The sequence below is a fragment of the Knoellia terrae genome (assembly GCF_048606435.1).
GTDB lineage: Bacteria > Actinomycetota > Actinomycetes > Actinomycetales > Dermatophilaceae > Knoellia > Knoellia terrae.
This window is the reverse complement of sequence record NZ_JBMBWH010000006.1, coordinates 141,211-167,057: the sequence shown is the minus strand read 5'-3', so window position 1 is coordinate 167,057 and position 25,847 is coordinate 141,211. Positions and strand designations below refer to the sequence as shown.

Annotated in this window: 20 protein-coding genes and 1 riboswitch; of the genes, 15 read left to right on the top strand and 5 right to left on the bottom strand. The window is 70.1% G+C overall.

Features of this window, described 5'->3' with window-relative positions:
- Positions 1-8 precede the first annotated feature (8 nt).
- The 3 genes from ACOJV9_RS10295 (at position 9) to ACOJV9_RS10285 (ending at position 2,741) form a co-directional block, all read left to right on the top strand.
- Positions 9-785: an isocitrate lyase/PEP mutase family protein gene (locus ACOJV9_RS10295; protein WP_420185112.1), complete on the top strand. Its 777-nt coding sequence runs from the start codon at positions 9-11 to the stop codon at positions 783-785.
- Positions 786-956: 171 nt separating this feature from the next.
- Positions 957-1,382: a hypothetical protein gene (locus ACOJV9_RS10290; protein WP_420185111.1), complete on the top strand. Its 426-nt coding sequence runs from the start codon at positions 957-959 to the stop codon at positions 1,380-1,382.
- 360 nt (positions 1,383-1,742) lie between these two features.
- The gene (locus ACOJV9_RS10285; protein ID WP_420185110.1) at positions 1,743-2,741 is read left to right on the top strand and encodes a YeiH family protein; all 999 of its coding nucleotides are present in this window, start codon (positions 1,743-1,745) and stop codon (positions 2,739-2,741) included.
- 135 nt (positions 2,742-2,876) lie between these two features.
- Here ACOJV9_RS10285 and ACOJV9_RS10280 read toward each other — a convergent pair whose 3' ends face one another.
- The 4 genes from ACOJV9_RS10280 to ACOJV9_RS10265 all read right to left on the bottom strand — a co-directional run bounded on the left by ACOJV9_RS10280 (position 2,877) and on the right by ACOJV9_RS10265 (position 11,206).
- Complete coding sequence (locus tag ACOJV9_RS10280) at positions 2,877-4,571, bottom strand: amidase (RefSeq protein WP_420185109.1); 1,695 nt, start codon at positions 4,569-4,571, stop codon at positions 2,877-2,879.
- Between the two features lie 563 nt (positions 4,572-5,134).
- Positions 5,135-6,154 (bottom strand): NAD(P)H-binding protein, encoded by a 1,020-nt coding sequence (locus ACOJV9_RS10275; RefSeq protein WP_420185108.1) that lies wholly within the window; start codon positions 6,152-6,154, stop codon positions 5,135-5,137.
- Between the two features lie 481 nt (positions 6,155-6,635).
- Positions 6,636-10,523, bottom strand: a complete 3,888-nt coding sequence (locus tag ACOJV9_RS10270) for a replicative DNA helicase (RefSeq protein ID WP_420185107.1) — start codon at positions 10,521-10,523, stop codon at positions 6,636-6,638.
- Between the two features lie 407 nt (positions 10,524-10,930).
- The gene (locus tag ACOJV9_RS10265; protein ID WP_420185106.1) at positions 10,931-11,206 is read right to left on the bottom strand and encodes a DUF2277 domain-containing protein; all 276 of its coding nucleotides are present in this window, start codon (positions 11,204-11,206) and stop codon (positions 10,931-10,933) included.
- Between the two features lie 107 nt (positions 11,207-11,313).
- Between ACOJV9_RS10265 and ACOJV9_RS10260 the strand changes: the two genes are divergently transcribed.
- On the top strand, positions 11,314-12,672 hold the full coding sequence (locus tag ACOJV9_RS10260; protein WP_420185105.1) for an MATE family efflux transporter: 1,359 nt from the start codon (positions 11,314-11,316) through the stop codon (positions 12,670-12,672).
- On the opposite strand, the gene ACOJV9_RS10255 is transcribed toward ACOJV9_RS10260, so the two are convergent.
- Positions 12,669-14,195, bottom strand: a complete 1,527-nt coding sequence (locus ACOJV9_RS10255; protein ID WP_420185104.1) for a gamma-glutamyltransferase — start codon at positions 14,193-14,195, stop codon at positions 12,669-12,671. The two genes, ACOJV9_RS10260 and ACOJV9_RS10255, sit on opposite strands and share 4 nt — an antisense overlap.
- A 36-nt stretch (positions 14,196-14,231) precedes the next feature.
- Between ACOJV9_RS10255 and ACOJV9_RS10250 the strand changes: the two genes are divergently transcribed.
- The 11 genes from ACOJV9_RS10250 (at position 14,232) to ACOJV9_RS10200 (ending at position 25,421) form a co-directional block, all read left to right on the top strand.
- The gene (locus ACOJV9_RS10250) at positions 14,232-15,005 is read left to right on the top strand and encodes an S-methyl-5'-thioinosine phosphorylase (RefSeq protein WP_420185103.1); all 774 of its coding nucleotides are present in this window, start codon (positions 14,232-14,234) and stop codon (positions 15,003-15,005) included.
- On the top strand, positions 15,002-16,015 hold the full coding sequence (locus tag ACOJV9_RS10245) for an amidohydrolase family protein (protein ID WP_420185102.1): 1,014 nt from the start codon (positions 15,002-15,004) through the stop codon (positions 16,013-16,015). The genes ACOJV9_RS10250 and ACOJV9_RS10245 overlap by 4 nt, the downstream gene beginning before the upstream one ends.
- Positions 15,922-16,392: an amidohydrolase family protein gene (locus tag ACOJV9_RS10240; protein ID WP_420185210.1), complete on the top strand. Its 471-nt coding sequence runs from the start codon at positions 15,922-15,924 to the stop codon at positions 16,390-16,392. Before ACOJV9_RS10245 ends, ACOJV9_RS10240 begins: the two co-directional genes overlap by 94 nt.
- Positions 16,393-16,397: 5 nt before the next feature.
- Positions 16,398-16,847, top strand: a complete 450-nt coding sequence (locus ACOJV9_RS10235) for a cupin domain-containing protein (RefSeq protein ID WP_420185101.1) — start codon at positions 16,398-16,400, stop codon at positions 16,845-16,847.
- Between the two features lie 94 nt (positions 16,848-16,941).
- Positions 16,942-17,991: a BMP family lipoprotein gene (locus ACOJV9_RS10230; RefSeq protein ID WP_420185100.1), complete on the top strand. Its 1,050-nt coding sequence runs from the start codon at positions 16,942-16,944 to the stop codon at positions 17,989-17,991.
- Positions 17,992-18,150: 159 nt separating this feature from the next.
- A complete protein-coding gene (locus tag ACOJV9_RS10225; RefSeq protein WP_420185099.1) occupies positions 18,151-19,353 on the top strand; it encodes an ABC transporter permease in 1,203 nt (400 codons plus the stop codon).
- Between the two features lies 1 nt (position 19,354).
- On the top strand, positions 19,355-20,344 hold the full coding sequence (locus ACOJV9_RS10220) for an ABC transporter permease (protein WP_420185098.1): 990 nt from the start codon (positions 19,355-19,357) through the stop codon (positions 20,342-20,344).
- Between the two features lies 1 nt (position 20,345).
- Entirely contained in the window at positions 20,346-21,917 is a 1,572-nt protein-coding gene (locus tag ACOJV9_RS10215; protein WP_420185097.1) for an ABC transporter ATP-binding protein, read from the top strand.
- A 40-nt stretch (positions 21,918-21,957) separates the two neighbouring features.
- The gene (locus ACOJV9_RS10210) at positions 21,958-22,845 is read left to right on the top strand and encodes an alpha/beta fold hydrolase (RefSeq protein WP_420185096.1); all 888 of its coding nucleotides are present in this window, start codon (positions 21,958-21,960) and stop codon (positions 22,843-22,845) included.
- Positions 22,846-22,916: 71 nt separating this feature from the next.
- Positions 22,917-24,029, top strand: a complete 1,113-nt coding sequence (locus ACOJV9_RS10205; RefSeq protein ID WP_420185095.1) for a ferredoxin reductase — start codon at positions 22,917-22,919, stop codon at positions 24,027-24,029.
- Positions 24,030-24,107: 78 nt separating this feature from the next.
- Positions 24,108-25,421 carry a fatty acid desaturase family protein gene (locus tag ACOJV9_RS10200; RefSeq protein ID WP_420185094.1) on the top strand — a complete coding sequence of 438 codons (1,314 nt, stop codon included), beginning with the start codon at positions 24,108-24,110 and terminating at the stop codon, positions 25,419-25,421.
- 140 nt (positions 25,422-25,561) lie between these two features.
- Positions 25,562-25,789: riboswitch (cobalamin riboswitch) on the top strand.
- Positions 25,790-25,847: the final 58 nt, after the last annotated feature.

The following is a 25,847-nucleotide window of genomic DNA, read 5'->3' as shown; positions in this document are numbered from 1 at the left end:
TGCCTGACATGACTGCCTCCGCACGCGCGACCGACCTGCTCGCCCTCCACCGAGCCCCCGAGCTCCTGACCGTCGTCAACGTCTGGGACGCCATCTCCGCCAAGGTCGTCGCCGACGTACCCGGCACGAGGGCGCTCGCGACGGCGAGCCACTCCATCGCCGCCACCCTCGGTCACCCCGACGGAGAGGTCATCCCGGTCGAGGAGATGCTCGACATGTGCCGCCGCATCGTCGACGCGACGGACCTGCCGGTGAGCGCCGACCTCGAGGGCGGCTACGGCGACGCCGCCGACACCGTCCGCCGGGCCATCGGTGTCGGGGTCGTGGGGGCCAACCTCGAGGACCAGATGAAGCCCCTGGCCGAGGCCGCCGCCCAGGTGGAGGCCGTCATGGCCGCCGCGGCCGCCGAGGGGGTGCCCGACTTCGTGCTCAACGCCCGCACCGACGCGTTCCACCTCGGACGCGACCGTGACCGGTCCGTCGTGCTGGCCGAGGCCGTCGAGCGAGGCAAGGCCTACCTCGATGCCGGGGCCCCCGTCGTCTTCGTGCCGGCGATCCTCACCGAGGAGGAGATCATCACCCTCGTCGACGCCTTCGGTCCGCAGCGCCTGACCACCATCGCGATCCCCGGGACGCCGTCGCTCGCGCGCCAGCAGGAGCTCGGCGTCGCCCGGGTCTCGCACGGTCCGCTGTCGCAGAACGTCGCCCTCACCGCCCTGCAGGAGCTGACCGAGGAGGTCCAGCGCGGGGGCGGCGTGCCCGCCTCGATCCGCATCCTCAACTGACGGACCTGGGACGCTGCCGCCCGGGTGCCAAGGTGCCCGGGTGCGGGGAGAAGTTCCTGACATGACGGGACACCCGCCCCTGTCGCCCGGGACAGCCGGAGCAGCACGGTGGTGGGACACAGACGGCTGCTCCACACGGGACCAGCCGCACGTCCCAGGAGGAACACCATGATGTCCCGACGCTCCCTGCGCCGAGCCGGACTCGCCGTCGCCGCCACCGGAACGGCAGCCGTGCTCGCCGCTGCGCCAGCGATGGCTCACCACTGCTTCGTCCCCATGTACAGCCTCGACGCTCCCGCGTCGGCCAACTGGTTCCCCCTCACCGCCCAGGACGGTGCCGGGTTCGAGGGCTATGTCACCGAGTGCGACGCCGCCGTCGACGCGGGCTACGCCGCCCTCCACGCCGCGGGCCTGCCGGTCGGCATCAAGATCTTCGAGAAGATGACGATCGGCGACCCGAAGCACGAGGGGCGCATGAACCCCAACGGCGCCAACGGTGCCGGGCTCGAGTACTTCGAGGCCGGCTCCGAGCTGCCGTTCCAGATGGTCGGCACCTGGATCGAGGGCGCAGCGTCGGTGGACTGCTCCGCCGTCTGAGACGCCACCAGCAGGACCTGGCCCGCCCCGGGCACTGAGCCCCGGGGCGGGTCAGTTGGTCTGGCCGGTCACGTCACCGTCCCCGCGGAACGGCATACGGGCTCTGGTCCGTATGCCCGCGTCAACTGGACCCCCAGGTGCCGTTAACGCCTTCCGGTGCGGCGACGCAACGTGAGTCGAGCTGAATGGGGCCTGGTGTCCCCCGTTGGTGGAAGGTACGTGACGTCAGGGCGTTTGAGTGAGGGCACGTGACGTCGAGGAATGGAGCGGGCAGCGTCGATGCTGCGAACAGACAGGCCGGGGAAGAACATTCCGTTCGCAAATGCACGAGCCAGAATGAGACATGCTCTGGACGGACTTGTGACCGGTGACGAGCTCGACGAGAAAGCCCCCTCCATCTGGCCCGGACTGACTCTGGCCTTCGCTGCCGCGGGAGCCGCCCTGCTGGCGCAGCAGGCACTGCCGGCGGTCAGCCCACTTCTGGTGGCCATCGTCTTGGGCGTCGCTCTGACGAACCTGTGGACGGTGCCACAGTCCTTGGCCCCCGGCCTGCAGGTAGCGGCCAAGCGGCTTTTGCGGCTCGGAATCGTGATGCTTGGACTGCAGTTGGCGCTCGGCGACATCCTCGCGCTGGGCCCCGGGATGATTCTCGTGGTTCTGCTCATCGTGGGACTCGGTATCGCCGGTACCGTCCTCATCGGCCGAACTCTAGGGGTGCCGCCGATGCAGCGGCTGCTCATTGCCTGCGGCTTCTCCATCTGCGGCGCTGCGGCGGTCGCGGCGGTGGACGGCGCCATCGGGGCGGAAGAGGAGGACGTCGCCTCCGCCATCGGGCTCGTCGTCGTCTTCGGGACCGCCATGATCGGCGTCGTCCCAGCCGTCCTCGGCGTCATGGATCTCACCTCCCGCGAACAGGGTTTGATCGCGGGAGGGTCGATTCACGAGGTGGCCCAAGTCGTCGCCGCAGGCGGCATCATGGGTGGCGGCGCGCTTACCGCAGCCGTTGTCGTCAAGCTGGCACGGGTCCTCATGCTCGCACCGGTCATCCTGATGATCGGGCTGGCCCGGCGGCGTCTGGTCGCGCCCGTCGCAGGGAAGCGTCCTGCCCTGCTGCCCCTGTTCGTCGGCGGCTTTCTTGTGGCAGCGCTCGCCCGGACACTTCTGCCGCTCGGCGCGCCGGTGCTTGAGGGCGGCAGGATTGCTCAGACCATCCTCCTGTCGGCGGCGATGTTCTCCTTGGGTTGCGGAGTACGGATCAGCATGGTCAAGACCCTCGGTGGACGTCCGGTTGTTCTCGCTACCCTGTCCACGGCCTGGGTCTTCGCGATCGCCACGATCGGCGTACTGCTCATCGGCTGAGGAGCTGCCTGCCACCCTCATCCCCTCAGTGATGCGACACCAGCCGCATGAGAGTCCTCTCACCCCGACACCTACCCGTGGCGGAGTTTTCGGCACGCATCCCTGACAACGCTGGCAGCGCGCGGCCCCGCGAGCTCAGCTCGTCGAGGTCAGTGTGGTGGGAACGAGCGCCGGGGTTGACGCGGGCGGCCGGCGCAGAGAACCGGAGCCGCCCGCCTCGAACGCAGCTGCAAAGCGCAGCAGGTCCCGGTCTGCGTACGCGGCGGCCGCGAAGGTCAGGCCGATCGGCATGCCGATGTCGGACATGACCCCCATCGCCACGGTCACAGTGGGGATGCCAAGGTGACGTAGGGCAAGGTTGCCGTGAGAGAAGTAGACACCGTTCGACCAGGCGTGGTCGGCGGCGGCTGGGTCGACATCGGCGTTCGCGGCTCCCACGTCGGCGTTCGCGGGAAACACGATGGCATCCAGGTCCCGCTCGGCAAGCCAGTTCTCGAAGAGGGACTCGCGTAACGAGTGCACAACGGTGAGTCCGGCTGCGAAGTCCTTGCGTCCGCGGGGGTCGGGGATGCCTTCGCGGGCGAATGACACGGCGTTGGCGAATCTGTCGGCCTCGTCGTCGAACCGGTCTGGCAGCGTGCCGGGTGGGCGGGGCGCGATCTGATGGGGGTCGACGGCGGCGAGGGTGCTGCAGGTGGGATCGGCGTTGACGCGCAGGAGGTCGTCCCAGCCGAACGGCAGAAGATGCTCCTGCTCGGCGGAGGGCCACGTAGCCGGCAGCAGGTCGAGCACGTGCGGCACCCCGGGACGCCTGGGTTGTTCGTATTTCTCGATGAGCGGGAAGTCGGTGACGAGAACCTCCGCGCCAAGGGATTCGAGGCGCTGACGGGCCGCTCTCCACAGGTCGAGAACGGACGGGCGGATCGCGATCGGCGCTCGCGGGTCCTGATTCAGGAACACCGCCGGGACACCGAGCCGCTTGCCTTGCAAGGCGCGCGGATCGAGCAGCTCAAGGTATGAGCCCGGCCGATGTTCGCTCGGGCGGGGAAGATCCAGAACCTTCTGGTGGCGCCAGAAGTCGCCTCGCGTATGAGGATCGTCCCGCACCAGCACATCGAGAATTCGGAGCATGTCCGGCATCGACCGGGTGTGCGGCACCACGACATCGCGTGCAGGGTGCAACGGCCAGTTGCCGCGGATGGAGATGAGACCCCATGAGGGGGTGTAGGCGCACAGAGCGTTGTTCGACGCCGGACTGCGGCCCGACGACACGGTCTCCTCTGCCATGCCGAACATGGCGAAGTTCGCCGAGGTTGCCACCCCGGAGCCGCTGGATGAGCCGGATGCGTAGGCGGCGGGGAGAAAGTCCCGGTTGTACGGGCTCTCGGGTCGTCCGTACAGGCCGCGCTGCATGCCGCCGTCGGCCATGGGCGGCATGGTGGTCTTCCCGATGAGCACGGCGCCGGCCCCACGCAGCTTCTCGACGCAGAACGCATCTTGGCGGGCGACCAAGTGCTCGAACGCCGGTGAGCCAGCCGCGACCGTCAGCCCCTTGACACAGTAGGAGTCCTTCACCGTGTAGGGCACCCCTTCGAGTGCCCTCGGGATGCCTGCACGCCAGCGTCGGTCTGACTCAGCGGCCTCGACCATGACGTCCGGATTGAGCACCGCGATGGAGTTCAGCCCGCCCGCGCCACGGTCAAAGGTCTCAATGCGATCCAGATGGCACCGAGTGAGCGAAACGGCCGTGATGTCGCCGCTGCGCAGGGCCGCCAAAGCATTCGCGATGCTGGCATCCAGAGGCTTGAATGAACGCTTAGCGCCGGCCATCTACATCCCGTCGTGCACAGAATCGTCATCTCCGGAGAACGGAGGAGGGTCGAGTCGTTCTCGACCAAGACTAGGACGCTTCAAGGAGTCCTGTAGGCCGGAGCCATAGGGTCGGAGGCAGCGGCCCCCGACTCCGGCGGACGATGCGGAGCCGGGGGGGCCGCGCCGTGACGGTCGCGGAAGCGACCCCCGCTGCGCCGGGCCGTTGGGGGCGGCGAGGTGGGGCCGCCTTCCTCGTTCACCAGGCTGGCCGACTCACAGCAGCCAAGGTGGCGCCACCCGTCAGACCATGGTCGACTCGGCCGCTGACGTCACAGTCAAGGTGCTGGTCAAGACCACGACCGTCGGAGCATTCGGATGCGACTCGGCGAAGGCGCGCAGGTCGGCCACCCTCCACACATTGATGTCGTCCGCCACGTATGAGTCCAACGCCGCCACCTCGCCACAAACCGCGACAAGTCGTGAACTTCGGTTCAAAGTCGTGTGTAGCGACATGGGAGTGTTACCGCCGGCGACATCAACTGTCACCGGTGACACCTCATGTCATTTGTCCACAGCGGTGGCTAGAGAACGTCCCTGACGGCGTCAGCCACTTTGGCGAGGACGGGTCGATCGTCGCCGCCGCTCGCCCAAGCGGGGTCTTGCGGCATCGGACCCATGGGGTCCGCGTGCTCGGCATCCGTGGTTGGGGTGGCGAGGGATCTGTGGAATGCCTCCTCCAGGCCGATCAGGTGATACCCACGTGGCAACAGCAGGGCGCGGAACTCGTCCTCGGTGGCGACCATGTCGTGGTGCAGGCTTTCGGTGAGGGCTTCGACGGTGGCTCGTGGGACGTCAGTGAGGCTTCCGACGAGTGTGCCTACGAGTGCGGTCGGCAGCGGCGGGACTGTGACCTGCGGCCGGGTCAAACCCGCGTGTTCGGTGTACGCGGCAAGCAGATCCGCGTACCGCAGCCGGTCTGGTCCGCCGACGTCGAAGTGCCGGGAAGGGCCGTCGTAGTCGAGGGCGCCTGTCAGCGCTTCAAGGACGTCGACGACCGCGATGGGTTGCACGAGCGAATTCATCCAGGACGGGACCGTGTGCACGGGCATCCGCTGGCTGACCTGGCGGATGATCTCGAAGGATGTGGAGCCGCTTCCGAGGAGGATGGCTGCACGCAGGACGATGACGGTGGCGGTCGACTCCGCGAGGATGCGTTCAACCTCGCGGCGGGATGTGATGTGCTCGGACAGGTCGTCGTCTGCGACGTCGGGAACGAACCCCGACAGGTAGATGACTCGGGATACGCCGTGCGCCGTCGCTGCACGGGCAAAGTTGGCGGCGGCCTTTCGATCCGCTTCGACGAAGTCATCACCACCCATGCCATGGATGAGGTAGTACACCGCGTCCATGCCGTCACACGCCGACGCGACCTGATCGTCCTCCAGTGCGTCCATCACGACGGTCTCGACTCGGTCGTGCCACCACGGCTGTGACCGGGCGGGGTCGCTCGTCGTGGTGCGCACGGCGTGCCCGAGATCCACCAGCAGAGGCACCAACCTGCCGCCAACGTATCCGGTCGCGCCCGTGACCAAGATCCGCATCGTGTCTCCGTGTTCTCTCGGCCTGAGGAAGGACTGTTGGGGCTGGTTCCGACCGCCTGATTCTGCACCGTCCCCCGTGCCAACTGCTGCCGAGAGACGTATCCGCGTTCTCCTCACGAACCAGACAGGGCCCCGATGCGGCGGATCGGGGCCTCGTCGTGTCCCTTGGCGATAGTGCCACGTTCCGTCACCGGTGACATGCGTCCGAGCGCTCCTCCGGCTGATCGATCAGGGATGCCGATGCGGAGCCGACAACCTCCCATCGGCCTTGGCGCTGCACGCCGACTGTGCGGGGTCGAGCGCCGGTCGTGTTGGTGCTGTCCACGGTTGCGGGTGGTCCCTTGACCGGTGACACTTCCGTGTCGTCACTGGTGACACTCGATGTCGCGAGCGGTGACACTCCGGTGTCGTTGCACAGGTCCGTCGGACATTGCGTCGAAATGTGATTTCTGGGACGAGAACGCAAAATCTCCTCGTGTCGTCAGAAGCCGCCGTCCTTGGCCATGTTGCTGAAGCGGCTGTAGTGGCCCTGGAAGGCGAGGACGAGGTCGGCGGTCGGGCCGTTTCGGTGCTTGGCCACGATGACGTCGGCCTCGCCGTCGCGCTCGGGGTCGGAGCGGTCGCGGTGGAGCAGGATGACGAGGTCGGCATCCTGCTCGATCGAGTTGTGCACGGAGATGCCGTTCGCGATGAAGTTGTGGCAGTCGAGGACGGTCGCGTCGTAGACCTCTTCGATGCCGTCGGGCTCGATCGCGACCACCGAGTCCCAGAACACGTCGTTGACGGCCATCAGCTCCAGAGCTGCATCGTCGAGCACCTCGGCAACCTTCGCCAGCCGCTGTCGTGAAGGGTTGCTGGCGTAGAGGGCGGAACCGCAGTACTGCGTGCCCAACGCACGTTGGAGCTCGCGGGTCGTCATGGCCCTCTCGGACATGGAGTCCCGCACGTCATCCCACACCTGCCGAGGGACGGTGTCCACATTGGTGTTGCCGGTGATCTCGAGGACGATCTGGAGCAGACGTTCGGCAGCGACGCCCCGCGCTCCATGGACACCGATCTCCCTGAGGAACCGGCGCTGACTGTCCACGCCCGAGATGTCGAGGGTGTACCCGTCGCGATAGCCGGCCTTCTTGGTGACACGCACGCGGGTCTGGATGCCGAACCGGAGGAGCAGGCGCGACACATCGTCGACGAGCCGGCGCGAGGTCGAGGCGTAGTAGACCCGCCCCCCTCGGCCGTTCTTCTGAACCGTCACAGAACCGTCCGTGGCCCAGAGGTGCCGGATGAAGAGGGCGATCTGCTCCTTCGGCAGGGTGAACACGTCCGAGGGAACGAACTTCTCGTGTGACCGGGCCCCGAAGAGACCCAGCTCGTCGAGCCACTCCGCGATCGGGTTGCGCCGGCCCCGAGCCAGCTGGAACGGGGCCGGGAGCCTCAACGTGGTGCAGCGCGCAGCGGCATACTCATCGCGCACGGCCGAGATCCCGAAGACGAGGGCAGCCTTGGTCACGGCGTCCAGGTTGGCCTCGTCGATGCTTGCGTACCGGATCGGCTGACGCTTCACGAACGATCCGTCGCCGATGAGGTGGGCCAGCATGATCACCTCGGAGTCCGCCCAGTCACTGACGAGGAGCGGTGACGGCACGTGACGCGGAACGGCTACGCGGTCTCCCGATCGCAGTGACGCCAACGGCTTCCACCCCTCGTAGGTGTGGAAGGGGTGGTTCTCCGTCGCCCGAACCGTCTTGCCGGACGCCAGCGTGAGCCGGAAGACGGGTGCGACGCCGGTGGAGAAGGCGTGCGTCATCGTGCGCTTGGTGTAGCGGAGCCCGTCATCGAGCGCCCACACCGTGAGGTCCTTCTCACCGGACCTGGCGATCTCGCCGATCGACGTCTCGGCTCCGGTGTCAGCCCGCAGGATTCGCGTCTCGGCAGGCAGGCACCCGGACTCGCGGAGGTCGGACATCTGCGGGCGCTTGTCGGTGCGCTGCTCGGGACCACGGTTCAGCTGCGAGATGGCGATGACCGGCACCTCGAGCTCCTTGGCCAGGAGCTTGAGGGCACGGGAGAACTCGGCGACCTCCTGCTGGCGGGACTCGACCTTCTTGCCCGAGCTCATCAGCTGGAGGTAGTCGATGATGACCATCTTGAGGTTGTGCTGCTGCTTGAGGCGGCGGCACTTGGCTCGGATCTCCATCAGCGACATGTTCGGCGAGTCGTCGATGAAGAGCGGCGAGTCCGAGATCTTGCCCATGATCCGGGCGAGCTTGTTCCACTGCTCCTGGCCCTTGAGGCCCTTGCGGAGGTCCTGGAGCTGGATGGTCGCCTCGGCGGAGAGGATGCGCATGGTGATCTCGGTGCGGCTCATCTCGAGCGAGAACACGGCGGTCGCCATGCCGTGCTTGATCGCCGCCGCACGCGCGATGTCGATCCCCAGCGTGGAGTTATGGGTGGGGATCATCGAGCGACCAGCCAGATACAGGTGATCGGTGTTGTCGACCTCGACGCAGCGGACGGGCACCGAGTCGACGGCGCGAACGTCCACGATGAACCGGGAGTTGCGCCGTTGGAAGGTGCGCGTCCGCAGCTCCTTGTGACGAATCTTCTTGCGCGAGAGTCGGAAGACGTCCTCGTCCGAGGAGAAGGTGATCGTGAATGCCGTGGACGAGGATTCCGTCCGACCTCGCACGTCCTTGCGGCTGACCCCGAAGCGATAGCCAAGGCCTGCAAGCAGGTCGCAGACATCGTCGGCCAGGCGAGCATCGGTGGTCGTGAACTGTGGGCACCCGCCAGCCGTCACCGTCCCGTCGGTGTCCAGGAGCCCCGCCAACAATGCGCGGCGTTGGGCCTCGCTCGCTCGCAGGTACGCCGCAGGGATGTGCTTGTGACCCAGCACCCCGATCTTGCGCAGCAGGGCGACCACTGTTCCGTGGTCCGCGCGGCACTCCTGGCACTGGCGTAGGCCGGTGCAGGCCGCACCGCAGTCCACACATCGGGCCACCAGGCGGTCGGTGCCCTTGGAACGACCACCACAGGACCGGCCGCAGGTCTTGACGGCGTTCGTGCGAGTAACGAACTGCGCGCCACACACGACACAGAGGCGGGCGCTGACCTCCTCCACGGGGAGCCGCAGCGAGTAGCGCATCGTGGCAGCAGTCGAAGTGACAACGAGCCCTTCCGCCTCGAGAAGCATCACCATCTCGTCGTCGGCCGTCGTGAGCTGGGCCGCCGCCGTGGTCCCGTCACCCAGCCATGCACCGAGGACGTAGGGCGACAGCGGGAGATCCGCCGTGGGGAGCTGAAGGGGCTCAGCGAGGGCCACCGAGTGGTTCAGCCGCGCCTCAGACGTGGCTGTCCGCAGGGTCGCGGCAATCTCTTCGGTGGTTCGAACGGCGGCACAGGTCTTCTGGTTTCGAGTCCTGTTCACCCCGTCGCGCGACGCTTGGAACGACTTCCTCGACGCTCGGGTGTCCGTCAGCCACTGGTGCTGCGCGTCGGCGACGATCACCGACCCGTCGGAGAACTCGACCTCATAGCACGGTCGTCCCGTCATGACCTCCGTCGCTGCAACCACGCGCGTCGGACGCCCTGACGCGTCGAGCAGCTGGTCACCGACCGCCAACGCGCCCATGGTCGTCCAGCCCGTGGGAGTGGGAAGTGGAGTATCGAGCGCGAGGGCCTTCCCGACGGCGGGTCGAGCTGCGATGACGATCATCTGGCCGGCGTGCAGACCGTGGGTGAGGTTGTCGAGCTCGATGAAGCCGGTCGGCACCCCGATCATCTCGTCGGTGCGGCCGGCGGCTGCCTCGATCTCCTCCATCGTCGCGTTGAGGAGCTCGCCGAGCTGGTGGTAGTCCTCGCCGCCGCGCTTCTCGGCGACCGAGTAGACCTCGGCCTGGGCGCGGTTGACGATGTCGTCGATGTCTCCCTCGCCCTGCCCGTAGCCCATCTGGACGATGCGTGTCCCGGCCTCGACGAGCCGGCGCAGCACCGCACGCTCGTGGACGATCTCGGCGTAGTAGCCGGCGTTGGCAGCCGTCGGCACCGACTGGATCAGCTGGTGGAGGTAGGCCTGCCCGCCGACGCGGGTGAGGTCGCCGCGCTTGGACAGCTCGTCGGCGACGGTGATCGCGTCTGCGGGCTCACCGCGCCCGTAGAGGTCGAGGACCGCGTCGTAGATCAGCTCGTGGGCGGGCCGGTAGAAGTCGACCGACCGGACCACCTCGAGGCAGTCGGCGATAGCGTCCTTGTTGAGGAGCATCGAGCCGAGGACGGACTGCTCGGCGCCCAGGTCCTGGGGCGGCAACCGGTCGTCGGAGGGACCGTCGCTGGAGCCGGTGTAGCCGTTGCTGAGCTCAGCGATCGACACCCGTGCACCCTTCCGTCCGAACCTCTGTACGCCGTGTCGCCCAGTGCAACAGCCGCCTCTGACACGCCACGGACCCGCGCGGCTCGGGCCAACCTAAGGCCTGCGACGGGACCTGTCTTTCGCCCCTGTGGACAACGTGTGGACCCACGGTGCAAAACGCCCGACCTTGTTGTGCACAGTCGGTGGACAGTCCTGTGGACAACGAACTTTCTTCGGCGAACGCAGGGCGCTGACCTGCAAGGATGCGGATCCGCCGGTGTGCGGAAAGAAAGTTCCGGGCGTGTCCTGTCCACATGGACCCGCTCACCGGGAGGGGCCCGCCCGGCCCTGTCGGGCCACCCCCACGCCCCAATACCACGCGGTAACCCGGGCGCGTCAAGCCCTGACGCGCGACAGTTCGAGAGCAATCAGCCGGCGCGTCCGTAGCGTTCCGCGGAGCGTGCACGGGCCTTGGCCGCCTCGACCTCACGGTCCTTCGGCGGCGCCGTCGTCACGAGGTGGTCCAGCAGGTGCTGGGTCGCGTTCGCGACCTCGCGCACCGCCGCGTCGAACGCGTCCTGGTTGGCCTGCGACGGCTTGGTCGCCCCGCTCACCTTGCGCACGTACTGGAGCGCGGCGGCATACACCTCGGAGTCCGTGGCGGGAGGCTCGAAGTTGTGCAGCTGACGGATGTTTCGGCACATGCGTTCAGCGTATGCCGCCCGCTCGCGACCCGACACCCCTCGCCGGACAGGTCGGCGGCGGCCGCGTGGCTCACGGACCGGCCCCGGCGACGGATTAGGTTCGCTCCGTGACGACGCCGGCCGAGCAGTCCCAGCACCGCGAGGTGCTGCGGCTCGCCCTCCCCGCGTTCCTCGCCCTCGTCGCCGAGCCGCTGTTCCTCCTCACCGACTCCGCCATCGTGGGCCACCTCGGCACCCCGCAGCTCGCGGGCCTCGGTGTCGCCAGCGCGATGCTCCTCACCGCGGCCAACGTCTTCGTCTTCCTCGCCTACGGCACCACCTCGGTCGTCGCCCGGCAGCTGGGGGCCGGCAACCGCAACGGTGCCATCGCCGCCGGCATCGACGGCACCTGGCTCGCCGTCGGCCTCGGCGCCGTGACCGCCGTCCTCGTCGCCATGCTCGCCGGACCCATCTGCCGGCTCTTCGGCGCGTCGCCCGAGGCGCTGGGCCATGCCGTGACCTACCTGCGCATCTCCGCCATCAGCATCCCCGCGATGCTCGTCGTCCTCGCGACCACCGGTGTCCTGCGGGGGCTCCAGGACACGAAGACCCCGCTCGCGGCCAGCGCCCTCGGCTTCACGAGCAACATCGCCCTCAACGTGCTCTTCGTCTACGGGTTCGGCTGGGGCATCGCCGGCTCCGCCCTCGGCACCGTCATCGCCCAGACCGGCATGGCGGCGGCCCTCGTCGTCGTCCTCGTGCGGGAGTCCCGCCGCCACGCCGTCACCCTGCGCGCCCACCCCGGACGGATCCTCGGAGCCGCGCGGACCGGCATACCGCTGCTCGTGCGCACGCTCGCGCTGCGCGCCGTCCTCCTCGTCACCACGTGGGTCGCGGCCGGCCTCGGGGACGTGCCGCTCGCGGCCTACCAGGTGTCGGCGACCATCTGGAGCTTCCTCGTCTTCGCCCTCGACGCCATCGCGATCGCGGCCCAGGCCCTCACCGGCAAGGCCCTCGGCGCCGGCGACCTCGAGCGCGCCCGGTCCACGACGACCTTGATGATCCGGTGGGGCGTCATCGGCGGCGCCGCCCTCGGGGTGCTCGTGCTCCTGCTCCACACCGTGCTGCCGCAGGTGTTCACCGGCGACCCGGAGGTGCGCGCCGCCATCGGGGCCGCGCTTCTCGTGGTCGCCCTGTCGCAACCGCTCAGCGGCTACGTCTTCGTCATCGACGGCGTGCTCATCGGCGCCGGCGACGGGCGCTGGCTGGCGCGGGCGATGCTCGGCAACCTGCTCGCCTACCTGCCGCTCATCCTCGGGGTCCACCTGCTCGGCGACTGGCTCCTCGAGGGCGACTCCGAGCGCGGCACGAGCAACGCGGTGACCTGGCTGTGGCTGGCGTTCACCGGCTTCATGGCCATCCGCGGGGTCCTCATGTGGGCGCGCGTGCGCACCGACCGGTGGATGGTCCCCGGCGCCACCCGCTAGGCGACGCCGACCGCCGCCTCGCGCCGGGGGTCCCCGGCGGCACTGAGCCCACCGTCGCGGTCGCGGTGGGCCGCACCCACGCCGCCGAAGTACATCGACAGGTCCCCGTGGTCGAGGCCGGGCAGTCCGGCGCGGATGACCGCGAGCGCGATCTCCGGGTCGGCCTCGTGCTCGACGAGCGCGGCGCCCGAGGTCCCGAAGCGCACGTGCATCCGCGGCGCCCGGATCGCCGTGTCGAGGTCGGCGCCCTGCAGGCACAGCTGGTCGAGCACCTGCATCAGCGCGGTGGTGATGCGGTCGGCACCCGGTGACCCGACCGCCAGGACCCGCCCGTCGGAGGTCCTGCCCACCGTCGGGGCCATGTTCGACGCCAGCCGCGTGCCCGGCTCGAGGGCGTGCAGCCCCAGCCGGTTGAGCTCGGGCTCCCCGAGGGCGTTGTTGAGGAGCAGGCCCGTCCCGGCGACGGTGACCCCTGCTCCGTAGCCGCTCGACATCGTCACCGCGCAGGCCAGCCCGTCGCTGTCGACCGCGGAGATGTGGGCCGTGGACGCGGACGTCGGCAGACCTGCCAGCCCGTGCCGGTCGACCGAGGCGAGCAGCTCGTGACCGTCCGCCTCGAGGTCGCGCGAGTGGTCGTGGACCGAGACCCGGTAGGCGAGCACCGCGCGCTGGATCCGGAGGACGTCGTCCCACGAGGGCGAGCCCGCGCGGGCCAGCTCGCCGAGCATGACCGCGAGCATCGGCCCACCCACCGACGGGGGCGGGTTGACCGCGATGTCCCAGTCGCCCACCGCCCGCCTCAGCGGTGTGCGGACGAGCACCTCGTATGCCGCGAGGTCGGCTTCCGTGACCAGCCCACCGTTCCCAGCCATCTCGCTCACCAGCGTCCGCCCCACGTCGCCGGTCGTGAGGAGGGAGGCTCCCGCCCGGGCGACCTCGTCGAGGACGTCGGCCAGCTCGGCGTTGCGGGCGAGGTCCCCGGCGGAGAACGGCGAGCCGTCGACCCGGCGGGTCACCGCCCGCGCTCCGTCGTCGTCGCCGAAGAGGACGTCTCCCACGATCGCGAGGTAGCGGGCGGCTGCGCCACCGATCGGGTACCCGTCACGGCAGGCCGCGGCGGCCGGCTCGACGACCGAGGACCACGGCCGCGACCCGTGCCGGGCGACCGCCGTCTCGCACGCCGTCAGGGCGCCGGGGACGGCGACCGAGCCGTGGCCGGCATGCATCGTCACGCCGCCGCCGTAGTCCGTGACGACCTCACGGACGCCACCGCCGAACGCCTCTCGCGGCAGCCCCCTCCCGGGCATGACGACGTTGCCGTCGAGCACCACCGGGTCGCCCGACGGCGGCCACACCGTGACGAAGGCGCCCCCCGCGAGGCTGACGATCCCCGGCTCGGTGCTCATCGACGTGACGGCGGCGGCGATGGCGGCATCGACGGCGTTGCCCCCGTCGGCGACCACCGCCTGCCCGGCGGCGAGCGACGCCGGACCCGTCGCCGCGACCGCCACCCGCCTCCTCATGCGACGCATCCTCGCACCACCGGTACGGTGGCGCCCGTGAGCCGCCAGCCGCTGGGAGTCGTCGCCGGCACCGGTTTCGCCTCGATCGACGCGCTCGACGAGGTGGTCCACGAGAGGGTGCGGACGGCATACGGGGAGGTGGCGCTCACCCGGGGCACCTGGCACGGGCTCCCCGTCGTTTTCGTCCCCCGGCACGGCGTCGGGCACGTCGTCCCTCCGCACCGCATCGACCACCGCGCGCTCATCCGCGCCCTCGCCGACCTCGAGGTCCGTGACGTCGTGGCCGTCAACGTCACCGGCGGGATCGACCCGGACCTCGAGCCCGGTGACCTCGTCTGCGTCGACGACTTCCTCGACCTGACGCGGGGACGCGAGACGACCTTCTTCGAGAACGAGGGAGCCGGGGGCGTCGTCCACACCGACATGACGCACGCGTACCACCCTGTCCTGCGGCGTGAGCTCCTCGACGCCGCCGGCGCCGCCGGCGAGACGGTCGTCGACGGCGGCGTCTACGCGTGCTTCGACGGGCCACGCTTCGAGTCGCCCGCCGAGATCCGCCTGGCCGCCCTCGCCGGCGGCACCGTCGTCGGGATGACCGGTGTCCCGGAGGTGACCCTGGCCGTGGAAGCAGGCCTGCGGTATGCCGCCATCAGCCTCGTCGTCAACCCGGCAGCAGGCGTGCGGCCCGAGGAGCCGATCACGATGGAGGAGATCGAGGCCGTGATGGGGACCGGCGTGCCGCGCGTCCTCGCGGTCCTCGACGAGCTGGTCCACACCCGGGCGGTCCTCGCCGTCGAGGACGACGCATGAGCCGAGTCGTCGTCCGCGACCTCGCCCTCGTCGTGACGGTCGACCCGCAGGACACGGTGCTGCGGGACGTGTCCGTCGTGGTCGAGGACGGCGTGATCACGGCCGTCGGCCCGGGCGCGGGGAACGGTGCCGTCGGGAGCCGCAAGGACGTCGTCATCGACGGCCGAGGGCACCTCGCCCTGCCGGGCCTGGTCAACCTGCACACCCACCTGCCGATGACCCTGCTGCGCGGCATCGCCGAGGGCGTCGACCTCCAGGGCTTCCTCGCGCGGGTCTGGGCCGCCGAGGGCGCGGTGATGGACCCGGAGACGGTCGAGCTCGGCGCGACCCTGGGAGCGCTCGAGTCGCTGCTCGCCGGCTGCACCACCCAGCTCGACATGTACTTCCACCACGAGCCGGCGCACCGCGGCGCCGTCGCGGCCGGGTCGCGCCACGTCGGTGGACCGACCTTCTTCTTCGGCCCGGGTCCCGACGGGCTCTCCTGGGACGAGCGCATCGCCGGCCTGCGCGCCTGGCCGCAGGTGCTGCGCGGGGCCGGCGGGCCGCTGGTGCCGGTCGCCGCCATGCCGCACAGCACCTACACGTGCTCGGTCGAGCACCTCGCCGAGGTGGCCCGGGTCCTCACCGAGGTCGCGGACCGGGAGCCGAACGGCCTGGCCCCGGTCCTGCACACGCACGTCTCGGAGAACGCCGCCGAGAACGCCGACGTCGTCGCCCGGCTGGGCGCCTCCCCCACGGAGCTCCTCGTCGCCGCAGGAGTCCTCGGGACCCCGAACGGCGTCACCGACCCGGCCCGCCCCCGGGTCGTCGCGGGGCACGGGGTGCACCTCTCGGCCTCGGACCGGGCGCACCTCGCCGGGTCGGGTGCCTCCGTCGCGCACTGCCCCGGCTCCAACCTCAAGCTCGCCTCGGGGGACTGGACTGGGAGCGCTGGCGGGCGGACGGCATACGCCTGGGGATCGGGACCGACGGCTGCGCGAGCTCGAACGACCTCGACATGTGGCAGGTGATGCGTCAGGCCACCCACCTCGCCGCCCTCACGAGCGGCCGGCCCGACGTCGACGCCACGGCGGTCCTGCGGGCCGCGACCATCGACGGCGCCGCAGCCCTCGGCCTGGACGGGCTCCTGGGCTCGATCGAGGTCGGCAAGCGGGCCGACCTCGTCCTCCTCGACCTGGAGCAGCCCCACCTCACGCCCGTGCACGACGTCGCAGCGCTGCTGGTCCACGCCGCCGGCCGGGGCGACGTCAGCCACGTCCTCGTCGATGGCAGGATCGTCGTCAGCGAGCGCCGCAGCACCCTGCTGGACACGCGCCACCTGCTCGAGCGGTGTCGCACCCGGGCTCGCGACGCAGCAGCCGCCGCCCTCGCCGCCCAGGAAGCCTGACCCGCATGCGCACCGCCGAGCAGATCATCGACGAGCTGGGGATGAAGCCGCTCCCGGACGAGGGCGCCTACTACGTCGAGGGCCCGCGCACCCAGGAGCTCTCCTCCGTCCTCGTCCTGCTCACGGCGGGGCCCGAGGGGTTCTCGGCGATGCACCGGCTCACCGTCGACGAGGGCTGGCAGTGGCTCGACGGCGCACCCGTCGCCCTGCTCCGGCTGCGCGAGGGCCGCAGGCGCAACCACGGCCGCCTGAGCCTGCTCGGCCGCCGGCGACGGCAGGTGCTCGTCAAGCGGGGGGTGTGGCAGGGGGCCGCGACCATGGGGGACTGGAGTCTGGTCTCGTGCTGGTGCAGCCCGGCATACCGCCCTCAGCACTTCACCCTCGGGGAGCGCGCTGCGCTGACTGAGAGCTTCCCGGAGTATGCCGTCGAGATCGCCACGCTGACCCGCCAGTAACGAGACGGCAACGACTTCGCAAGGCCGTCTCACGGTGCGAGGCGGGCGGCTACAGTTCGGGGGCATCCTGCACACCCCCAAGGAGTAGACCCCTATGAAGGCCAAGCCTTTCCTCGTCGCGGCCCCCGCCGCCCTCGCCCTCGTTCTCGCTGGCTGTGGCGGTAGCACCGGCGACACCAGCTCAGATGGCAGCTCGGCCGCCCCCAAGGACTGCTCCTCGGCGGACGTCTTCTGCATCGGCCTCGTGACCGACACCGGTTCGGTCGACGACAAGAACTTCAACCAGGCCGCGTGGGAGGGCGTCAAGAAGCTCGAGGGCGACGGTGTCCAGACCAAGTTCATCGAGACCAAGGACGCCAAGGACTACGCGAACAACCTCAAGCAGTTCACCGACCAGAAGTACGACGCCATCGTCACGGTCGGCTTCCTCATGGCCGAGGCCACGGTGACCGCCGCCAAGGCGAACCCCAACGTCAAGTTCATCGGTGTCGACCAGTTCCAGGACGAGAAGGCCACCGCCCCGAACGTCACCGGCCTGATCTTCCCGGAGGCCGACGCCGGCTACGCCGCGGGCTACCTCGCGGGGCTCATGACCAAGACCAACAAGATCGGCGTCGTCCTCGGTCAGGAGATCCCCCCGACCCAGAACTACGCCAAGGGCTACGAGCAGGGCTCCAAGGCCGCCAACCCCAAGGTCACGGTCGCGAAGGTCTACCACCCGGCCGGCGACAACGCCTTCTCCGACTCCCCGTGGGGCGCCGGCGAGGCCAAGAAGATGCTCGCGCAGGGTGCGGACTTCATCTTCGGCGCCGGCGGCGGCACCGGCAACGGCGCCCTCGGCGAGGCCGCCAAGACCTCCGGTGCAGGCGAGTCGATCTTCTGCATCGGCGTCGACGTCGACCAGTGGGAGACCGTCCCCGAGGCGCACCCGTGCCTCATCACCTCCGCCGAGAAGAAGCTCACCGACGGCACCGCCGAGCTGCTGAACCAGGCCAAGGACGGCTCCATCAAGGGCGGCAACTTCGTCGGCAAGACCGGCCTCTCCGAGTACCACGACTTCGACTCCAAGATCCCCGCCGACGTCAAGACCAAGGTCGCCGACATCGTCAAGCAGCTCGAGGACGGGTCGCTCAAGGTCGCCTGACCTGCACCACCCGCTCGGCACTGCGCACGGTGCTGCACCGGAGCCGCCGACACCGTCGGCCCGGTGACCCGGTCCGCTACAGTCCGAGCATGATTTCGACGGAACGGGTGCCCTCTCCGGAGGGCACCCGTTCCTCCGTTCCCACCACCACGGAGAGTCATGGTTGACCCCGCCCGTCCGCCGGCGAAGGGTGCGCCCCCGGCGCCCGAGGAGCCTTCGCAGGACGCCCCCGCCGAGGCGCCGCCGGCGGTCCCCGTCGTCGCGGAGCGCGGTGCGCCGCCGCCCCCGACAGGGGTGCTCGGCTTCCTCGTCCGGCACCAGGCGATCGTCGTCCCGCTCATCGCCGTCGTGCTGGCCTTCTCCATCGGTGCGATCCTCATCCGTGCGCAGGGCTACAACCCGACCTACGCCTACCAGCGGCTCTTCGAGCACTCGTTCCTCACGCAGAGCGGTCTGCTCGCGACCCTGCAGAAGACGACGCCGCTGATCCTCGTCGGCCTCGCGGTCGCGATCCCGCTCAAGGTCGGGCTCTTCAACATCGGTGGCCAGGGCCAGCTCATGGCCGGTGGCATCGGCGCCGCATGGGTCGGCTACGCGCTGCGCGACCTGCCCGGGCCCCTGCTCGTCGTCGCCGCGGTCGTCGTCGCCGTCCTGTTCGGTGCGATGTGGGCCTCGATCGCCGCCCTGCTCAAGACCACCCGTGGCGTCCACGAGGTCATCTCCACGATCATGCTCAACTCGATCGCCGTGGGCATCATCGACTGGCTCATCAACGGCGGCCCGCTCGCCGACCCGGCGCAGCCGTTCCCCGCCTCGCGGGCCGTGCCCGAGGGAGCGCGGCTGGCGCCGCTCGGCGTGCTGCCGTGGGGCCTGCCGGTCGCGCTGCTCCTCGCGGTCCTCGTCGCCTGGATGCTGCGCCGCACCACCCTGGGCTTCGAGCTCCAGACCGTGGGACGCAACAAGTTCGCCGCCGGGTATGCCGGCATCTCGGCGACGAAGTCGACCCTCATCGCCATGGCGATGTCAGGTGGCCTCGCCGGCCTCGCCGGGGCGTTCGAGCTGCTCCAGATCGAGCCGTACCGCTACCAGAACGGCATCGCCGGCTCGCTCGGCTTCGACGGCATCACCATCGCACTGCTCGCCCGGGGCAACCCGCTGGGGACGATCCCGGCGGCCCTGCTCGTCGGCGGCATGCGGGCCGGCGCCCCGACGCTGCAGTTCGAGCTCGGCATCCGCCCCGAGGTCGTCGACGTCCTGCTGGCCATCACGCTGCTCATGGTGTCGCTGCCCGTGCTGGCGAAGTGGATCTTCCGCCGCCACGCGGTGAAACAGACGCAGCTCGCCGGAAGCTGGGGGTCCTGACATGGAGTGGCTGAACCGCAACAAGGTGTGGGTCGGGACGTCCGTCGTCGTCCTCATCGCGGCATACGCGTTCTACTTCGCCAACGGCAACATCGCCGTCTCGATGTTCTCCAACGCCTGGTTCCTCGCCGTGCCGCTCGTCCTCGGCGCCATGGTCGGCGTCATCGGTGAGCGCTCGGGTGTGGTGAACATCGGCATCGAGGGGCAGATGCTCGTCGGGGCGTTCGCGGGCTTCTTCGCCGCGGCCGCTGCGCAGTCCGTCGTCGTCGGCGTCATCGTCGGTGCCCTGTCCGGCATCGTCATGGGGGCGTTCCTCGCCTTCACGACGGTCAAGGGACAGCTCGACCAGATCATCGCCGGTGTCGTCATCAACATCGTCGCCACCGGGATCACGTCGTTCTACTACGAGTCCGGCAAGACGATCCCGCGCGGCCTGCCCAACTTCGACGTGCCACTGCTGTCGAAGATCCCGCTCATCGGGCCGGTGTTCTTCTCGGACGGGCCGATCGCGCTCTTCGCCCTCGTCATCGCCGTCGTGCTGCACGTGCTGCTCTTCCGGACGCGCTGGGGCCTGCGGACCCGGGCCGTCGGCGAGTACCCCTCGGCGGCCGACACGGCCGGCATCAACGTCATCGCGCTGCGCCTGTTCAACGTCACCATGGCCGGGTCGCTGGCCGGCATCGCCGGCGCCTACCTCTCCATGGAGGCGACGAGCACCTTCGAGCGTGGGATGAGCTCGGGCCGAGGGTTCCTCGCGCTGGCCATCCTCATCTTCGGGGCGTGGCGTCCGTTGCGCGCGCTGGCGGCCGCGCTGTTCTTCGGCTTCATGTCGGCGTCGGCCTCGCAGCTGCAGGCGAGCAACGTCGTCGACATCCCGCAGCAGTTCATCAACCTGCTCCCCTACGTCCTCACCCTCGTCGTGCTCGCCGCGGCCGCCGGTCGGGTCCGGGCGCCTGGCGCCGTGGGGCAACCGTTCGTGAAGGGCGACTGACATGACCGACACCGCAGTGCAGGGACGCGCGGCCGCCGGGTCGCGCGAGACGCTGCTCGAGATCGAGGGTCTCTCCAAGGCCTTCGGCACCGTCCGCGCGAACGAGGACATCTCGATGCGGGTCGACCGCGGCGAGATCGTCGCGCTCCTCGGTGAGAACGGCGCCGGCAAGTCGACCCTCGTCAAGCAGATCTTCGGCCTCATGACACCGGACGCCGGGACGATCACCATCAAGGGCGACTCGTCCCGGATCAAGGACCCCAAGGACGCGATCCGTCGCGGCATCGGCATGGTCCACCAGCACTTCCAGCTCGTGCCGGTCATGACGGTGGCCGAGAACATGATGCTCGGCCACGAGAGCACCCGTGGCGGGATGCTCGACCTCGACGGTGCCCGCGAGATGGTCCGCGAGCTGTCGGCCCGGCACAACCTCTCGGTCGACCCGGACGCCGAGGTCGAGGACCTGCCGGTCGGCACCCAGCAGCGCGTCGAGATCCTCAAGGCGCTCTCGCGCAAGGTCGACCTGCTCATCCTCGACGAGCCGACCGCGGTGCTCACGCCGCAGGAGACCGACGAGCTGCTCGGGGTCATGAAGGAGCTCGCCGCCGGCGGGACGTCGATCGTCTTCATCACGCACAAGCTGCGCGAGGTGCTCTCCGTGGCCGACCGCTGCTACGTGCTGCGTCAGGGCAAGGTCGTCGGCGGGGTCGACGACCTGGCCACGACGACGACGAGCGAGCTGGCCTCGATGATGGTCGGGCGCGACGTCGTCCTGCGCGTCGACAAGGCCGAGGCCACCCCCGGCGAGACGGTCCTGTCGATCACGGACCTGCACGTGCGCGACGACCGCGGCCTGCCCGCCGTCGACGGCTTCGACCTCGAGGTGCGGGCCGGCGAGATCGTCGGCGTCGCGGGTGTCGAGGGCAACGGCCAGCGCGAGCTCGTCGAGAGCCTGGCCGGCATGCGCCCGCCCGTGAGCGGCTCGGTGCACCTCGGCTCGGGCGCCGACGCGGTGGACATCACCCGGTCCAACGCCCGCGACACCAACAACGCCGGCGTCGGTCACGTGCCCGAGGACCGCGAGAAGCACGGCATCGTCGGCGGCTACTCGATCGCCGACAACCTCGTCCTCAACCGGTTCGACGAGGCACCGTTCGCCAAGGGCTTCATCCGCGACTTCGGGGCCGTGCGCGAGTACGCGGAGGGCCTGCGGACCGAGTTCGACATCCGCTCGCCCCACGTCGAGGCGCCCGCCGGCTCGCTCTCCGGCGGCAACAAGCAGAAGGTCGTCGTCGCCCGCGAGATGTCGGCCAAGCCGCGCCTGCTCATGGCTGCCCAGCCGACCCGCGGCGTGGACGTCGGCTCGATCGAGTTCATCCACCGCCGCATCGTCGAGGCCCGCGACGCGGGCGCGGGCGTCCTGCTCGTGTCCGCCGAGCTCGACGAGGTGCTCTCGCTCGCCGACCGGATCGCCGTGATCCACGGCGGCAGGGTCGTCGCCGAGGTCGCCGGCAAGGACGCGGACCGCACCGAGATCGGCCGGCTCATGGCGGGCGACACCGACTCGCACTGACCCTCTTCACGTGCGCCCCACCCACTGGCAGGCTGGGCCCATGGCAGAGGCACCGACGGTCGTGACCCGGACGCTCGAGCTCCCGGAGGTGGACCTCGTCCACGACATCCGAGGGTCCCTGCCCGCCGCCGACGGCCGTCCGCCGCTGCTCATGATCGGGCAGCCGATGTGCGCCGACGGCTTCGAGGCCCTCGCTGCCGAGTTTCCCGACCGCACGGTGGTGACCTACGACCCTCGAGGGCTCGGCCGCAGCACGACGCGGCGCGACGGACGCACCGACCAGAACCCCGTCGACCAGGCGGCCGACCTGCACGCCCTCGTCGAGCACCTCGGCGCCGGACCGGTCGACCTGTTCGCGAGCAGCGGCGGCGCGGTGACGGCGCTCACCTGGGCGGCCACCCACCCCGACGACCTCGCCACCGTGGTCGCGCACGAGCCGCCGGCCATGTGGGCCCTCCCCGACGCGGAGGCCGCCGCGCGCGCGTCCGACGAGGTGGCGCGGGCCTACGCCGAGCGCGGTTTCGGCGCAGGGATGGCCGCCTTCATCAGGATGGCCAACTGGCAGGGCGAGTTCACCGAGGACTACTTCGCGCAGCCGCCGGCCGACCCGGCCCAGTTCGGGCTGCCCACCGAGGACGACGGGTCCCGCGACGACCCGCTCCTGTCCACGCGCTCGCACGACGTGACGCGGACCCGGCCGGACCTCGACGCGCTGCGGCGCGCGACGCCCCGCCTCGTGCTCGCCGTGGGGGAGGAGACCGGCGACGCGATCACGGCGCGCACCGCCCGCGGGGTCGCCGACCAGCTCGGGCTGGCGGTGACGGTGTTCCCCAGCCACCACGGTGGGTTCGCCAGTGCGCAGGGCCCGTGGCCGGGGAGGTCCGTGGAGTTCGGGGCACGGCTGACCGAGGTGCTGGCGCACCCCTGAACCGCCCGGAGTGCCACACGTCACGACCTACGGACTCGTAACCTACGCAAACGTAGGTTACGCTGGCGTACGTGACTGCAACGCTGAACCGCCTCGCTCCGAGCCGGCGTCCCGCGCGCCTGGCCGGACTCCTCGACGGCGCGCGCAAGGTCGCCGAGGCCATCGCGACCCCGCTCGTGCCCGCCGACTACCTCGACCTCATCGACCCGTTGCGCGCCGGCGCCGACCTGCGCGGCCGGATCGTCTCCGTCGCCCACGAGACCGCCGACGCCGCGACCATCACGATCCGTCCGGGCAAGGGCTGGCTCGGCCACCGGCCCGGCCAGTACATCCGGATCGGCATCGACATCGACGGGGTCCGCCACTGGCGTGCCTACTCGCTGACCCACCGCGCCGACGCCTCGGACGGCCTGGTCAGCATCACCACCAAGGCCATCCCCGACGGCAAGGTGAGCAACCACCTGGTCCGCGCGGCCACGCCGGGCACCCTCGTGATGCTCGACCAGGCGACCGGCGACTTCACCCTGCCGCAGGCGCCGCCCGCGAAGACGTTGTTCCTCACCGCCGGCTCCGGCATCACGCCGGTCATCGGCATGCTGCGCAACTCCCTCGCTGAGCTGCCCGACGTCGCGTACGTCCACTGCGCGCCGACCGAGGCCGACGTCATCTTCCGTGAGGAGCTGCGCGGGTATGCCGCCTCGAGCCGGCTCACGCTGCACGAGAACCACGACGACGTGGACGGGATCCTCGACCTCGCCTCGCTGGACGACCTCGTCCCCGACTGGCGCGAGCGCGAGGTGTGGGTCTGCGGCCCCACCGGCCTGCTCGACGCCGCCGAGGCGCACTGGGCCGACGCCGGCCTGGCCGACCGGCTCCACGTCGAGCGCTTCCGCCCCAGCGTGGTCGAGCCCGGTGAGGGCGGCACGGTGACCTTCGAGGCCAGCGGCGTCGTCGTCGACGCCGACGGGGCCACCCCGATCCTCGACGCCGGCGAGGCCGCCGGCGTCCTCATGCCGAGCGGCTGCCGGATGGGCATCTGCTTCGGCTGCGTCGTCACCATGCGCGACGGCGCCGTGCGCGACCTGCGCAGCGGCGACATCACCGTGGCGGACGAGTCCGCCGACGGCACCAAGATCCAGACCTGCGTCAGCGCCGTTGCCGGTCGCTGCGACATCGAACTCTGACCCCCACCCTGCCGCGTGTGCCCCACCGGAACCCAGAACTTCCGCTGAGGCACACAAGGCGTCGAGTAGGAGCACACCATGACCCTCGCCCCTGAACGCCCCCGCACCACGTCCGCCTCCAAGGCCAACCACGGCATCAACTCGCGCCTCTCGGTGACGAGCGCCGAGCCGCGGCCGCAGCGCCCCGAATTCAAGAAGTCGGGCCGCCCGAACCCGGCCGCCCACCTCTCCCCGGAGCAGATCGAGGAGATCGGCCGTGAACTCGACGCGATCCGTGCCGAGGTGATGGACTCACGCGGAGCGAGCGATGCGGCATACATCCGCAGGGTCATCAAGACCCAGCGCTACCTGGAGATGGGCAGCCGGGCCGCGCTGCTGTTCTCCGGCGTGAAGTACAAGGGCGTCCGCCCGTTCTGGTGGGTCGGCACGGCCGGCCTCTCGGTCTCCAAGATCCTCGAGAACATGGAGATCGGCCACAACGTCATGCACGGCCAGTGGGACTGGATGCGCGACCCGAAGATCCACTCGACCGCGTGGGAGTGGGACAACGCCTCCCCGTCGAGCCAGTGGAAGCACAGCCACAACGAGATCCACCACACCTTCACCAACGTGCTGGGCCGCGACAACGACCTCGGCTACGGCATCCTGCGGGTCGACGAGGACCAGAAGTGGACCCTCTTCTACCTCTTCCAGCCGATCTGGCACGTCGCCAACGCGCTGCTCTTCGAGTACTCCATCGCCGCCTACGACCTCGAGCTCGGCGGCTACCTCGCCAAGAAGAACCGCCTGAGCGACGAGGACAAGGCGACGTTCCGCAAGGACGCCCAGGAGGTCGTCGGCAAGATCAAGCGCCAGGCCACCAAGGACTACCTCGTCCACCCTGCGATGTCCGCGGCGACCTTCACCGGCTCCACCCGCCACACCCTCACGGCCAACATCGTGGCCAACCTCGTCCGCAACGTCTGGACGAACACCGTCATCATCTGCGGCCACTTCCCGCCCGGCATCGAGACCTTCGAGAAGACCTCGATCGAGGGCGAGACCCGCGGCGACTGGTACCTCCGCCAGATGCTCGGCTCCGGCAACATCGCCGGCTCCAAGGCGATGCACGTCATGACCGGCAACCTCAGCCACCAGATCGAGCACCACCTGTTCCCGGACATGCCGAGCAACCGCTACGCCGAGATCGCCCCGCGCATCCGCGACCTCATGGAGCGCAACGACCTCAAGTACGTCACGGGCAGCCTGGCCAAGCAGGTCGGCGGCGTCTACTGGAAGGTCGTCGAGCTGTCGCTCCCGCCCAGGCGCGAGGGCACGACCCGTCGCGCCACCGTGCTCAAGGCCGCCAAGCGCGCGCTCAAGGGCAAGGGCGGGGCCGGCCGGCGCTACTGACGCCAGCCTCGAACCGCTCGCGGGGAGGATCGCAGGGACCCCGGTCCCGGTGATCCTCCCCGCGGCCGTTCGCGCGGCGGGCCGACACCCCGCGACACGCGGGCACCAGATGTGGTCCCCATCTCCGGCCCGAGGTCCACATATGGTGGCGCCGCAGCTGGTTCGCCGCCCCATCCAGGAGCGGCGAGGCAACAGGGAACCCGGTGCAAGACCGGGACTGCCCCGCAGCGGTGAGTGGGAACGACCGCCATCTCCCCGGCATCCGCCGAGGAATCAGCACTGCGCCCCCGGGCGTGGGAAGCGATGGCCAGTAGGCGGCTTCGGCCGGGCCCACGAGTCCGAAGACCTGCCAGCGCACCGTGCCCGCCCGGGCACGGTGGTCCGAGGCCTCGTGGGACGGCCGACGACAGGTCAGGACCTCGTCGG

What these genes read in the sequence shown, in the direction of transcription:
- ACOJV9_RS10295 (WP_420185112.1), top strand. Translation starts at nt 9, where the DNA reads ATGACTGCCTCCGCACGCGCGACCGACCTGCTCGCCCTCCACCGAGCC.
- ACOJV9_RS10290 (WP_420185111.1), top strand. Translation starts at nt 957, where the DNA reads ATGTCCCGACGCTCCCTGCGCCGAGCCGGACTCGCCGTCGCCGCCACC.
- ACOJV9_RS10280 (WP_420185109.1), bottom strand. Translation starts at nt 4,571, where the DNA reads ATGGCCGGCGCTAAGCGTTCATTCAAGCCTCTGGATGCCAGCATCGCG.
- ACOJV9_RS10275 (WP_420185108.1), bottom strand. Translation starts at nt 6,154, where the DNA reads ATGCGGATCTTGGTCACGGGCGCGACCGGATACGTTGGCGGCAGGTTG.
- ACOJV9_RS10265 (WP_420185106.1), bottom strand. Translation starts at nt 11,206, where the DNA reads ATGTGCCGAAACATCCGTCAGCTGCACAACTTCGAGCCTCCCGCCACG.
- ACOJV9_RS10255 (WP_420185104.1), bottom strand. Translation starts at nt 14,195, where the DNA reads ATGAGGAGGCGGGTGGCGGTCGCGGCGACGGGTCCGGCGTCGCTCGCC.
- ACOJV9_RS10245 (WP_420185102.1), top strand. Translation starts at nt 15,002, where the DNA reads ATGAGCCGAGTCGTCGTCCGCGACCTCGCCCTCGTCGTGACGGTCGAC.
- ACOJV9_RS10235 (WP_420185101.1), top strand. Translation starts at nt 16,398, where the DNA reads ATGCGCACCGCCGAGCAGATCATCGACGAGCTGGGGATGAAGCCGCTC.
- ACOJV9_RS10230 (WP_420185100.1), top strand. Translation starts at nt 16,942, where the DNA reads ATGAAGGCCAAGCCTTTCCTCGTCGCGGCCCCCGCCGCCCTCGCCCTC.
- ACOJV9_RS10225 (WP_420185099.1), top strand. Translation starts at nt 18,151, where the DNA reads ATGGTTGACCCCGCCCGTCCGCCGGCGAAGGGTGCGCCCCCGGCGCCC.
- ACOJV9_RS10220 (WP_420185098.1), top strand. Translation starts at nt 19,355, where the DNA reads ATGGAGTGGCTGAACCGCAACAAGGTGTGGGTCGGGACGTCCGTCGTC.
- ACOJV9_RS10215 (WP_420185097.1), top strand. Translation starts at nt 20,346, where the DNA reads ATGACCGACACCGCAGTGCAGGGACGCGCGGCCGCCGGGTCGCGCGAG.
- ACOJV9_RS10210 (WP_420185096.1), top strand. Translation starts at nt 21,958, where the DNA reads ATGGCAGAGGCACCGACGGTCGTGACCCGGACGCTCGAGCTCCCGGAG.
- ACOJV9_RS10200 (WP_420185094.1), top strand. Translation starts at nt 24,108, where the DNA reads ATGACCCTCGCCCCTGAACGCCCCCGCACCACGTCCGCCTCCAAGGCC.